Annotated in this window: 10 protein-coding genes; 1 reads left to right on the forward strand and 9 read right to left on the reverse strand. The window is 45.2% G+C overall.

What is annotated here, in order from left to right; translation table 11 throughout:
- Window positions 1-232 precede the first annotated feature (232 nt).
- The 8 genes from NSS67_RS22000 to NSS67_RS22035 form a co-directional block, all read right to left on the reverse strand.
- Window positions 233-880 (reverse strand): DUF1775 domain-containing protein, encoded by a 648-nt coding sequence (locus NSS67_RS22000; RefSeq protein ID WP_339315723.1) that lies wholly within the window; start codon window positions 878-880, stop codon window positions 233-235.
- A gap of 51 nt (window positions 881-931) precedes the next feature.
- Complete coding sequence (locus NSS67_RS22005; RefSeq protein ID WP_339315724.1) at window positions 932-1,597, reverse strand: response regulator transcription factor; 666 nt, start codon at window positions 1,595-1,597, stop codon at window positions 932-934.
- Complete coding sequence (locus NSS67_RS22010; RefSeq protein ID WP_339315725.1) at window positions 1,594-2,412, reverse strand: histidine kinase; 819 nt, start codon at window positions 2,410-2,412, stop codon at window positions 1,594-1,596. Before NSS67_RS22010 ends, NSS67_RS22005 begins: the two co-directional genes overlap by 4 nt.
- Window positions 2,413-2,658: 246 nt before the next feature.
- Window positions 2,659-3,618, reverse strand: coding sequence for a hypothetical protein (locus tag NSS67_RS22015; protein ID WP_339315726.1), 960 nt, complete (start codon window positions 3,616-3,618; stop codon window positions 2,659-2,661).
- A 20-nt stretch (window positions 3,619-3,638) separates the two neighbouring features.
- Complete coding sequence (gene cysK, locus NSS67_RS22020) at window positions 3,639-4,559, reverse strand: cysteine synthase A (protein WP_339315727.1); 921 nt, start codon at window positions 4,557-4,559, stop codon at window positions 3,639-3,641.
- Window positions 4,560-4,715: 156 nt separating this feature from the next.
- Window positions 4,716-8,588 (reverse strand): discoidin domain-containing protein, encoded by a 3,873-nt coding sequence (locus NSS67_RS22025; RefSeq protein WP_339315728.1) that lies wholly within the window; start codon window positions 8,586-8,588, stop codon window positions 4,716-4,718.
- Window positions 8,589-8,949: 361 nt separating this feature from the next.
- The gene (locus NSS67_RS22030; RefSeq protein WP_339315730.1) at window positions 8,950-9,648 is read right to left on the reverse strand and encodes a cyclic nucleotide-binding domain-containing protein; all 699 of its coding nucleotides are present in this window, start codon (window positions 9,646-9,648) and stop codon (window positions 8,950-8,952) included.
- Between the two features lie 100 nt (window positions 9,649-9,748).
- Window positions 9,749-10,273, reverse strand: a complete 525-nt coding sequence (locus tag NSS67_RS22035; RefSeq protein WP_339315731.1) for a hypothetical protein — start codon at window positions 10,271-10,273, stop codon at window positions 9,749-9,751.
- A gap of 183 nt (window positions 10,274-10,456) precedes the next feature.
- On the opposite strand from NSS67_RS22035, the gene NSS67_RS22040 reads away from it, so the two are divergent.
- On the forward strand, window positions 10,457-12,139 hold the full coding sequence (locus tag NSS67_RS22040; protein ID WP_339315732.1) for an ABC transporter substrate-binding protein: 1,683 nt from the start codon (window positions 10,457-10,459) through the stop codon (window positions 12,137-12,139).
- A gap of 15 nt (window positions 12,140-12,154) precedes the next feature.
- Here the strand turns inward: NSS67_RS22040 and NSS67_RS22045 are convergent, their stop codons facing one another.
- Window positions 12,155-12,649 (reverse strand): DinB family protein, encoded by a 495-nt coding sequence (locus NSS67_RS22045; protein WP_339315733.1) that lies wholly within the window; start codon window positions 12,647-12,649, stop codon window positions 12,155-12,157.
- Between the last annotated feature and the right edge of the window lie 10 nt (window positions 12,650-12,659).

A 12,659-nucleotide genomic window follows, 5' to 3' on the forward strand; every position in this document is an offset into this window, starting at 1 on the left:
CAGTCAGCAGATGGAACTGACAGAGGCAACAATAATTATTAGAACCCCATCCCCAGACAAGATTTTAACTGCTGGGCTGTTCCATTGAAACTGTATTCGCTCATTCTAACTGGGTAAACCAAAAAAAATAACTGTGAACAGTTCCACTCAATCGAGACTGTTCACAGTTATAAATTCAACCTTTTTTCTTATCAAAGTATCCAACCTGATCACAGAATACAATGATCCCCTCTTACTCTTTCCGCCCGCGCAATATACTTATGGCCGCTATTAAAAAGGCGAGTAAAGATATCCCGACTGCGATATAGACCATTGGGTTGACACTGTTTGATTTTTCCTCATCTTCCATAATAGCATTGTGCTCTTCCATGCTCATCGAATTGTCAGTGACATTGGCACCGTGAGAATGCTCATCCCCACCAGCGGCTTGTACAATCGAAGTCACGGAATGAGGATTTTCTGCTCCAGCCTCACCTGACCATTGCACCAAGCTACCATCGGCGTAATGCTGATAAGCATCCCAAGCGATTTCACCAGCGGAATCAGGATTCTTCGCCGTAAAGTAGAAACGTTGGAATTGACCCTTTTGAATTCCCTCTCCATTAGCTATCCAGCTAACCTTATTCCCATCAATGGTGACATCCCATCCGGGTGTAACCTCATATTGCTTGAACTCTGCACCTGCCGGAATTCGTAGATCAACCTGTACAGTTGCCACATCTTTTTCCGAAGGGACTTTCAGTGTATACGTCTCCCATGCTCCGGTACTTGATTGTGCTGGTGCGACGGTTACATGCGCGCTTGCCACGGCTGCGAACAACAGTAGTGTTGCGGCGGCTGGTGCGAATAGTGTCATTATTTTACGAGATAATCTGTTCATCGTTAGCCTCTTCTCATAAGTTATCATATAAACTCGTTATTTAAATTTCCGCTATACATCTTTCGAAAAATCTCGTTTACGCGAGGCAAGCCCCTGCTCTAAAGCATAACGTGTCAGCTGTGTTCGGTTTTGGAGCTGAAGCTTTTGGAGGATATTCTTCAGATGATTTTTTACAGTATGCTCTGAAATCCCTAGGCTCAAGGCAATCTCCTTATTCTTCGACCCCGAAGATACACAGCTCAAAATTTCTTTCTCCCTAGCCGTCAATGACTCCCCTTCGTTTGATACAGAGGGTACAGTGAACTCCTTCAAAATTTGAAAAGCCAACTCCCGACTTAGCGGCGCTTCTTCATTAACAATGGCCTGCAAATATTGAATCCAGGTGGAGGGTGCCAGATTTTTTAGCAAATACCCCTGTGCGCCTTGCTTCAGCGCTTCGAGGAGATGGGAAATCTCGTCCGATACCGTAACGATAACGATTTTGACATAGGGATATTCCTGCTTAATTCGGCGAGTAGTTTCCAAACCGTCCATTACCGGCATCTGAATGTCGATTAGAATAAGATCAGGCATCCATTGCGCTGTGAAAGCGATCGCCTCAGCACCACTCTCCACTACACCAATGACCTCAAAACTATCATCCATGGACAAAATCTCACACATCGCTTCACGTGCATGCGCATGATCATCAACAACTAAAACCCGGTATCGGCTCATGGACTGACTTCCCCTTTCGTAATTTCAACCTGGGTGCCAGTGTCACCAGACGTCAGCCTAAGCTCCCATCCCATCCTCAGGGCACGTTCCTTCATAATCTGAAGTCCGTAGCTTCCACTCACTTCAAATGGATCATGCTGAAATCCTTCTCCATTGTCTGCAACAACAACTCTCCAGCTCTTCTCATCGCCAGCACCGGTAATTGAAACCAATCCCGCTCGTGTATGCTTACGAACATTAATAATCGCTTCGCGGATACAGGATAACAATTCTGATGTTTCCGAAGTGGAGAGCGCATCATCTTGCAGGCTCCAATCGAGAGAAGCTTCGATCATAATTTCATTCGCCATCTGGGCTAGCTGATCTTTTACCGACTGTTCCAATGAAAAAGAATTCTGCTCAGAGACTGGAATCTTCAGATTGGAGATGGCCTGCCGCACATAACGGTTCACCTCATGGACCGTCTTTTTGATCTGATCCACATTTTCCTCACTGACTTCACCGTTTTTGCGGCTTGCTTCTAGTCGGTCGATTTTGACAGATAAGAGAAATAAAGATTGCGCCATCCCATCATGCAGTTCCTTGGCTAGTCCTTCCCGGGCCTTCATTGCGTCTTTAAGCGCACGTTCCTGCTCCAGCTCGCGCTGATTCCGCTCCATAAGCGAGAACAGAGGGACGAGCAATACGAGACTGACCAAAAACACAAGAACCGGAGTCAAGTAGTTCCCCAAATCCATAGAAATATAAGGCATTAAAAACTGATGGCGCGCGATCTCCCAGATCCCTACCATTAGTGTTGGCAGTAACAGGATCATGTACTTTATTCGTTTATACGTTGCCGTCCCCTCCCGCACATCTTGTGGTTAACAATATCACCGTCTTAGTAGATCTACATGACTCAATCGGGCTATATAAATCCCTAAATGTTACAAATTTAAGTATTTTGAAATGTGAATGCTGTCATTTACAATATCAAAACCAAGCTTTCTTATATTGTAGCAAAAAAAAGATACATCTCGCGATGCACCCAATCATTACTACATTTACAGCGAAGTCCCTACCTATAGTGGCGATGTATAACGTCCATATTGGATGTCCATTTCCTTAAACGAATCTCCTTCTTTGTTCAAGAAAAATGTGTTAACTCCCTCTGATCCCCACCAATTTATGCCGAGTAGCGGACCCTCTGAGGTTTCGGCAGCAAAAAGGATGGAGAACATTTCCGGCATAACCTCTCCGCCATCGTCCACCCGCCAGACTGAATATTCATCCCCTTGAATCACAGCTGGATAGTCCATGAAGGTAAATTCATCTTTTTCTTTCCAAACGAGGCTAAATAACATATCTTGATCCATTCTCACAAATTGAACTAGATACAACTGGCGATCGATAGGTAGCTCTGCTAGCTTCCACACTTTTTGGATTTCACGATTTTTCGTATCTATAATACGCTGCCGAACCCTTTCTTCCACAGTGGACAAAGCTTGTTCACCCTCAACAGGCTCAATAGGCAAAAGCGCATCTATCTTAAAATTCGCCTGATCCGTCAAGTAGTAGGTTTCATCTGGGGTCGCACTCCCCTCTTCCACCGTATAAAGATAACCCGCCAGATTCACAAAATTATGTGCCATCTCCCGGCCATTGCTACCCTCTGTTCCATCCTGCCACTTATTAAATTTCAGCTTCAGCACTTTGCCTTGATCACCAATAGCCTCATTTAATTGTGCCATCTCCTGATCCAGCCCTTTTTCATGCCCGGTGACTAGAATATTCCGCCCCTCTGCATCCGCAAAGCCGAAATTGGCCTTCAGCTTCTCAGCATCTAGATAAGCTTTTGTCTGCTGCATGCTTGCAGTTGGTGATGGCTCTGCGCTTGGAGGAATGGTTGGAGAAGCCTGTAAAGTTTCCGCACTCTGTTCTGGTGTTGACTCGGAATGATCGCCATCGCTGGTCAACGAGTTGTTGCTAGAACAACCCACCAACATAAGAACAATAAAGAAACTCACCAAGCGCTTATTCATTCTTATTCCTCCAAACGAAGTTAGAATATTCCCATGCTCAGGTAACGTTCTCCCGCATCAGGTGCAATGCACAGCACTCGCTTGCCAGGTCCGAGGCGCCGTGCTTCCTGCAAAGCTGTCCATACTGCGGCACCACCGGATGGACCAAGCAGAATCCCTTCCTGTGCGGCCAGTGCTCTCACCGTCTTCAATGCATCTTCATCCGAAACCTGAACGATTTCATCGTAGACCTTCGTATTCAGAATGGCGGGTATGAAGCCCGGACTGGTTCCAACCAGCTTATGCGGTCCGGGCTTTCCACCGGATAACACTGGCGAGCCTTGTGGCTCAACAACAAGAATTCGAATATCAGGAAGCTGCTCACGCAACACTTCTCCAGTTCCCGTTATCGTGCCTCCAGTTCCTGAAGAAGCAACGAACACATCCAGCTTCCCTTCCATTTGCTCCATAATTTCAAGAGCTGTCGTTATCCGGTGAATATCAGGGTTCGCCTTATTCTCGAATTGCTGTGGGATAAAGCTGTTCGCCACTTTTTTCCCCAGCTCAATCGCTTTTGCTATAGCTCCCGGCATCCGCTCCGCAGCAGGAGTCAGTACAACTTCAGCACCATAAGCCTTTAGAATATTGATTCGTTCCTTGGTCATATTGTCCGGCATGACAAGAATCGCTTTATACCCTTTTGCAGCGGCATTCATGGCTAAGCCAATGCCTGTATTCCCGCTTGTCGGCTCTATAATGGTCCCTCCGGGTTTCAAATGCCCATCAAGTTCAGCTTGCAAAATCAGATTATAAGCGGCTCTGTCCTTTACACTGCCACTGGGATTAAAGCGTTCCAGCTTCACATATAGTTCTGCATCTTGGGGTGTGGTCATCCGATTTAGTCGCACAACCGGTGTATTCCCAATTAGCTCAGTTATATTGTTAACAACAAGGGGTGTCATACATAGAGCCTCCTTTATTACTTTACATACCCTTCATTGTAACTGGATAGCCACCTGCTGTCGATTCTGGAACTTGCAGTCTCCTCACTATAAAAAGCCGCCTCCCATACTTACCGGAGGCGGCTTCATCATAGCTGACAACAGCTGATCTACAGTTTACGGATTCACGTTAATTGTAAAAGTAGACGTATTATTCTTAATATTCGTTACCGTGTTCGTAATCTTCAGATTGTTAAAGGTTACTGAGCCTCTGGCCGGACCTTGACCAGCCTCTGCAGCTTCATTCACCCAGATGCCAACCCCGGATTTGCTATCAAAAGCATCACCGCTCTTCTGCGCACCGGTAATTGTAACGTTATTGAAGATGGTATCTGTCACAGGAAATTGTGGAGTGGAACCCACATAATTGGTCTGGAACATGATGCCATGATAGGTTGGGTCAATGATATCCACATCATTGACTCGGATACCTTGGAAGACCTTGGAGGCCGAGAATACCCAGATTGCCGGGAAGGTCTGCGCCCCCCAGAAATGTCCACCTGCACGAACAATAGAGATATTCTCAAAATTCGTAGTCGGTGAAGCACCGAAGCCGTTCATCGGATACCCAAAGTCTAACGAGCTGATCGTAATCCCGGAGTAGCAAAGTGTATCCGCAATATAAATGTTACGGAAGGTATTCGCATATCCACCATAGACAGCCAAACCAGCAGCCCGCCAGGTCAAGATTGAGGTTAGATTCTCGTAAATATTGTCCTTCATATCTGCACCGCCGGAATCAATCGCGGAGAACAATGCAAAGCTATCATCACCTGTTGCCCGTGCTTCAATATTGGACACGAGGTTGTTCGTGCTGCCATTCGTCATATTGATTCCATCAGCGAAGGTATTACGGATACGGGAATTTTTGATCACCATGTTATCCGTATTGGCTCCCCAATACATACATACCTGATGCTCAGTCCAAATGTTGTCGATCGTAATGTTCGCCACATTGGAGAAATCAAATACTTTACCAGGTCCGTCGATACGAGAAGTATAGTTTCCGAAATAAGCGAAGTTCGCAAAGGTAGATCCATTCGCTGTATCACTAGCTCGGAATCCAACATCAGTATTCTCTTGGCTAGTTGGAGCGATAAATCTTGTATACCAAGGTCCAGCTCCGATAACCTTTACTGCTTTGCCATAGACCTGAAGCTTGCTAGCGGTCTGATAGTTACCTGCTGGCAAATACACGCCTACGAGATTTCCAGTAGTGTCCATACGCACTTTATCTAGCGCATTTTGCACATCCTGATGTGTAAATCCAGCAGGAACAGTGTATTTAGCTGGATCTGGATTAGCAATCGGTGAAACCTGCTCCAGACTGATGAAGTCAATCGCATATTGAGAAGTGTTAGCCGTATCTTTTTGTAAACGGATCGTACTTCCTGCCGGAATGGAGCTATCAAACATAATATTTGCTTCATCATAAATATGCCGCGGAGAACCTGCGCTTGGCGAATTGCCAGGACTTGCCTCTGAACCGTATAACCATGCATATTTAGAGGTTAAGCTAATCGCCTTATTAAAGACACCATTAACATAGATGTTAAGTGTAGCATTAGTGCCGTCACCACTCGCCGAATCTGGAATCGAGAACCGAGTAACCAGAGTGTTTGTGCTGGCTTTTGTCGTGAATTCAACATAGCTACCTGTGGTGTTCAGAGTAACTGCTCTTCTGCCCGAAGCCTCACCTGCAGGATCGCCGATGGTCCGGTTAGCTGAAAGTTTAACGGCTCCACCGCCAATAACGCCATCCTCAGCCTCGTACATGTCGTAAGGCATGTTCGCTCCTCGACCGATGAACAATGACTGTGTCTGAATATTATTAGCCCTTTTTACAGGGAGCTCATTAGCATCTACTGCAATTTCACTCTTCACTGTATATTTGCCATTTCCTGCTGTCCAATTGCCAAGCGCTACAGGCGCTGTGGTCACCCCACTAGCGATCACGCCGTTATAGCTACCCGTAAGCGTTGTAACTACCGCATTAGTAGTAGCATCTATAACCGTCAGGGTGATGTTATGCGCGCCACTCGCAGAAGCTGCTGTACCTTGGTTCTTAACGGCAACTGAGAAGCTCACTGCGTTGCCACCTGCTGGATTGCCGGGCGTCCAGCTGACGGAGGACGCAACCAGATCAGAACTGGATACAGGAGCAATAATAAGGGAAGTCGGACTAGTGAAGCTATTATTTCCCTCATTTGATTCAATCACTGTATTATTCTCATCGACCTTTGCACTTAATGAGTAGGTTGCTGCATCTTTTGCGCCCATATTAAGAGACACGCTCGTTGATGCCCCAGCCGCTAAAGGCCCCACTGGGCTAGTGCCTACAAGTGTAGTGCCCAAGAAGAAATTTACATTCGTTGCTGCAGAAGCAAGCGTTCCGATATTCTTAACTGTTGCGTTTAAAGTAATGGCATTGGTCTCTATTGGAGCTGCTGGTGTCCATGTTAGAGCTGTCACCGCCAAATCTGGATTCGCAGATGGTGTACCCATCACTTGAAATTCAGCGATTTGTCCAGCACTTGAACCCGAGTTGGTCGTGATCTTCAGCTGTATTTCACTAGCCGTAGCCGTTACCGGAATCGTCACCGTATTGCCAGTTGCCGGATTAAAGGTGTATACGGTCGCTGGTACAAGACTTGTAAAAGCTGTTGTATTCTGATTATGCCCAAGCACTTGAATGGTCTGAGTACGTGTAGACCAGGCCGATGCAGGATTCAACTTGAGCACAACCGCTGTAACATCGGCATTGCTGCCCAAGTTAACAGTTAAGGTGTTCGGATAACTTCCCCCTGCCCCCTCCCAATAAGTGCTTACATCGCCGTCATTCGCATTCGTCTGCACAAAGGTAAAGACGGAGGACGACGCATTTATACTTTTATTCAACGCCAGATTGGAACCCGCCCCAGGCGTTGGTGTCGGCGTTACCGTCGGTGTTGGTGTTGCTGTCGGTGTCGGTGTCGGTGTTGGTGTTGGTGTTGGTGTTGGTGTCGGTGTCGGTGTCGGTGTCGGTGTCGGTGTTGCCGTTGGCGTTGGTGTTGCTGTCACTGCTGAAGATGGAGTAAGGATCAGGTTGTCCAGATTCACATTTCCAGTATCACCAGCATCATATTTATAAGTAATCGTGTTTGCGCCTGCATTCAAGGCTAGCATTTCAATCTTTGTTGACCATGTGTTCCAGTTCGTCAGATTAATAAGCGAAATCTGCTTTATTTTCGTCCCATTTACATAAACACTAATTGTTTTAGTGCTGCCCGAAGCATTTGCGTATTTCAATGCGGCATCATAATTTCCAGCAGAGGCAACATTAACGCTAAATGCAGTCGCCGCTCCTTGAGCTAGATAGCCATCTACAAAACCGGTTCCGGTATAACCAGAATGGTCTGTATTGACTTTTGCCCCCCCGGATAACGAGGCATTTTCGCCTTCATATCCTGTCGTTGGGAGTGGTGTTGTGCTGCCATAAATCTCAAATTCCGATAACTGCGCTGCTGGCCATCCTGTATTTGCTGTGAAGCTCAATTTAACATATCTAACACTTGCAGCCGTAAAGTTAATGGTTACAGTATTAGATCCGCTTGCTGGATCAAATGTGTAATTGCTAGAGGCAGCTAAGTCCGTGTAGCTAGAATCATCTGAGCTCCCCTGTACCGACAACGTTTGGCTTCTTGTTTCCCAGTTCGTCGGCAGTTTTAGAACCACCTGATTGACGCTATTCACGTCACCTAAGTCCACTTTAATCCATTGCGGGAATGCGTTGCTTGCACTTTCCCAATACGTTCCTTGATTGCTGTCATTAGCATTAGCGGATACATATACATCACTGAAAGAGCTTGAAGTAATATTCTTCCCTTGAGCTAAATTCCCCGCAGCAAAACTCACCAAGGGATATAAGGCTAATTGACCTACAAATAAAATAACAATCAAAAAATACATTACTGCCGACTTACCCGTAAATTTTTTAGAAGCTGCTATCATTAGAGAACCACCTCCCAAAGTTTTGTGAAGCTATGCAGCTATTAAGAATGCGCTTTCAAAAAAGTATTGATATAGACATTCGCCTCCTACTACTGAGATGATTACGTTCTGACGAGACTCAAAACACTTTCCATTATTAGCTGCCAGTCCACAAACTAACTAATAATGGTAATAATATAAGTTATAGGTAGATGAACGTCGATGGCGATTTCTATGCTTTATGTGTGGAATCTTCTCATTTAAGAAGAAATAACGTTGTTGTCCTTAAACCTCTCTAAATTGGAACTGAGGGCATATATAAAAAATAAATAGACCATTACATCTGGGCCAGGGGCAGGAAATAATGGTCTTTAGAAATCTGCTATTCGTATAAATTCCCGTTCGCCAGCTCTGCCAGCTTTCCTTCATCCAATACGCTTAGGCGTCCACGATTTCTTGTAATAATTCCTTCATCAATGAACCGACGCACGATCCGGTTAAGATGCCGATAGCTAGTACCAAGCAATTCTGCTGTCTCTATAAGGCTGGAGGTTCGAATCTCCTCCACACGGCGGTCACCGTTTTTATCGGCGAATAAAGACATCAAATAACTGGCAAATCGATTCTCCACAGGATACAGCAGGTTTAGTGCGGAAGCTTGGCCAAGCGTATGTAATTTGTGACTAAGTTCCCCTACGAGAAAACGTAATAAAGCTGTGTTTTCCTCAAGCTCTCTTAGCAGTAATCTTCTCCCCGCAAAAAGAATCAAGCTCTCGCCCACAGATTCCACTTGATTTTTAACTGGAAAGCGATGAAGCAGCTCGACATCCCCAATAACAGATATCGGGTTTGTAAACCGAACCAGCATAGACTTGCCATTTGGCAGCAGCGTCTGAATTTTGAGCTTGCCCTCGACCAATATAAACATTCCTTCTAATTGATCGCCAACCAAACACAGCTTTTCTTCATCCGCATAACGTCTCAATTCCATTTTATGCGTTACCAGCGGGCTAAAAATTCCGTCCAGACCGTTCTTCACTGCCAAGGCACGGACAGCTTCACGGTCATTTATCGTTTGCATGTGGCGCCCCCTCTATTGTTGTGCTCAAATAAGTGTAATTTAGAATACCCCACAAAAAAAGGACATATGTCCTTTTTTGAAAAGTATTTCCCAATATACCTTACATCACAACAGAGTCCACACTATAACGGATCATATTCACTTTGTGATCATGTAACCAAAATTCTACATTCCAATGATTTATTTTATCCACATACCCAATAATATCAGCCCCTTGCTCTCCTCTTTTATAGTATGAAGAGCCGTAAGCTTCAATCACATCATCTGCAGAAGACCCCACATGAATACCTTTGGCAGTTCTCATCTTATGATCGGAATAGACGCTGATTAGAATGATTTTATCATCTCCACGCGCTGTCGCTACTGTCGTCTCGTTATTCAAATTATAATATTGATAACGCTCCATATCGTCACGTGGTTTAGGTGCCCGTGAGATCGATTCAAGGCTCTGAAGTAGCTTAATGTCTCCCAGACTTTCCTGTTCTAGATTGCTGCTGGATACACGAGAGTAATGATTTAGCCTTGGTGCATTGTACAAATAAATATGATAGATCCCATAACTTAAGCCTACCGTAATAAAAATGATGATAAATGACCAACCTCTTTTAAGTGGTTTCTTCCTCACCAATATCTCACCTTCTTCTAACATTTACTGTGCAAAATACTTCTCTAGCTCACGCTGCGCCCGATATTCTAGGAAATTCAAGGACTGCCACTAACTTTCTTATCCTTATTTTAAGTGATAAAATAAGAAAAAAAAGAGAAAGAATTTTTTAATAATTTCCTATTTTATGAAGGGACCTAAACCATGAAGCTGCATAGCCAATATTTAAAACTGCATTCTCAGTTTGGGGGAGCGACAGAAATCTCAGTTACTATGGATGAGCTAGCGTTGACCTTCGGATGTACACACCGCAATGCCTTGCACATAGTGAATAAAATGATGCAGCTAGAATGGATCCAATGGACGCCTAAACGCGGGCGCGGAAGCCGTTCCTTGTTACAGTTCCTTGTTCCTTCCGAAGAAATTGCGCTTCAATCCATGATGCAGGCCATAAGCCGTAAAGATGTGCACAAAGCCATTGAAGGCATCAAAACCCATGCCAGCTCCTCCTCGTTGCAGGATACATTACAAGGTTGGCTGCTGACCTATTTTGGCCATCATTCTGAAATCCTTAGTGATAAACAGATTGATACTCTGCGGCTTCCCATCACGCAGCAGCTACATACCTTCGATCCACTCCATATGAATCTACTCGCAGAGTCCTTTGTTTCCAGTCATGTCTTCGACGGACTAGTGAGGCGCAGCGGAGAACGGGATAAGATTGTGCCAAGTCTTGCTCACGCTTGGGAAGTGGATGAGAGCCGTACCATCTGGACTTTTTTTCTGCGCAAGGAAGTGTTGTTCCATCATGGAAAAGTACTTACGGCTAAAGATGTAGTCTATTCCTTGGGACGGCTGATGCGAACCTCAAAGCGAACACTCTATAGCTATATTTTCAAAGAAATTCAGCGGGTCAGCGCACTAAATCCATCCACTGTTCAAATTACGCTTAAGCAGCCCAATGAGCTATTTCTCCCTTTCTTGTGCACGAGCAGAGCCGCTATTGTTCCGCGTGATTTAGAAGAAATGGACGAACATACCTTTGGCCGCAGACCGGTGGGGACAGGACCATTCAAGGTTGTAGACATGAACGAGGACACTTGTGTGCTGGAGGTTTTTCCTTATTATTTCCAAGGACGAGCTCATTTGGATCGAGTTGAAATACTCTATGTTCCGTGGGATACCGAGACCAGTTCCTCAGATACTGGTTCAGCTTTTCATGTGATTCAGAACCCTTCATCCACCAATTCTTCATCTTGGAGCCGGATTCATTCGGAGTCCTACATTCGTAAATTCGTTACCTGCAACACGCAAAAAAAGGGACCGCTTAGCGACCCCCTTCTTCGAGCAAAGATAGTATCCTGTTTAAAAAACGATTCTGCATCTATTGTGCAAGAGGAGATAGAAGATCAAGAAATCAAACTGCAAATATCGACCATTCCGCAATATGCTAGCGATGCTGAGTTCATTGCTGCTAAACTTGGGCATCAAGCTTATTCGTGTACTGTTGTTTCCGTATCTCCAGAAGAATTCAAAGGACCCGTCCGGCTGGAATCTGACCTGATAGTCTTCTCTTTATATCGTGACGAGGATGAACAGCTTCGTTTATTTGATCTATACCTTACGCTTTCCCAGCATATAGAACCGCATACCCGGGCAGATATTGAAGGCTGGTTATACACGATTGCAAGGGAACCTAACCCTGAGGCTAGATCTGAAAGCTTTAGTGTCATTGAGAACCGCCTTATCGGGGAGCATCATCTGCATATCTTGTATGAAAAACCCACCCAAACCGCTTATCTCCCCTCAGTCCGAGGCGTAAGCTTCAATAGTCAGGGCTGGGTAGATCTTCGTCATTTGTGGTTTCCGCCGCTGCTTCCTTCCTAATCTAATTCGGAACGGTTAGTGGCTGGTGGAAGGCAGGCTGTCTATAAGCCCTTTCCCAATCACATTAGCCGAAACTGGCTGCTTCCCGATTTCTCTAGCCCAGACTGACAATTGACCTACATGATGAATCTCATGAGCTATTACATGACGCATCACTTCACCCCAAGCATCAGTCATAATCCGACCGTCCGCCAGGTGATCCTCAAAAATATTCCGCTCCAACCCCTCATGCCAAGAAAGTACAAAGGATTCCACCTCAGACCGGAATTTCGCATCCAGCTCTCTTACCTGCGGCAAAGACTTGTAATGCTCGAAGTCCTCCTGAAAATCCGGTTTACCTTGCAGCACTTGAATCCAGCTCCACTCAACATCAGCTATATGAAAGAGGGTCTTAAGAATGCTTCCTACACCGCCAGTACGTGTTGCAAGCAGCTCTTCCTCAGAAATATTCTCACACCATTCGTACCATTGTTCACGAACCATCCAGTTATATTGAAAGAATGTTTGCAAAACTAAAACC

The organism is Paenibacillus sp. FSL R10-2734, assembly GCF_037963865.1.
In the GTDB taxonomy this organism is placed as follows: domain Bacteria; phylum Bacillota; class Bacilli; order Paenibacillales; family Paenibacillaceae; genus Paenibacillus_AQ.

Coding starts and splice junctions, on each gene's coding strand:
- NSS67_RS22000 (WP_339315723.1), bottom strand. CDS start 880: ATGAACAGATTATCTCGTAAAATAATGACACTATTCGCACCAGCCGCC.
- NSS67_RS22005 (WP_339315724.1), bottom strand. CDS start 1,597: ATGAGCCGATACCGGGTTTTAGTTGTTGATGATCATGCGCATGCACGT.
- NSS67_RS22010 (WP_339315725.1), bottom strand. CDS start 2,412: ATGATCCTGTTACTGCCAACACTAATGGTAGGGATCTGGGAGATCGCG.
- NSS67_RS22015 (WP_339315726.1), bottom strand. CDS start 3,618: ATGAATAAGCGCTTGGTGAGTTTCTTTATTGTTCTTATGTTGGTGGGT.
- cysK (WP_339315727.1), bottom strand. CDS start 4,559: ATGACACCCCTTGTTGTTAACAATATAACTGAGCTAATTGGGAATACA.
- NSS67_RS22025 (WP_339315728.1), bottom strand. CDS start 8,588: ATGATAGCAGCTTCTAAAAAATTTACGGGTAAGTCGGCAGTAATGTAT.
- NSS67_RS22030 (WP_339315730.1), bottom strand. CDS start 9,648: ATGCAAACGATAAATGACCGTGAAGCTGTCCGTGCCTTGGCAGTGAAG.
- NSS67_RS22040 (WP_339315732.1), top strand. CDS start 10,457: ATGAAGCTGCATAGCCAATATTTAAAACTGCATTCTCAGTTTGGGGGA.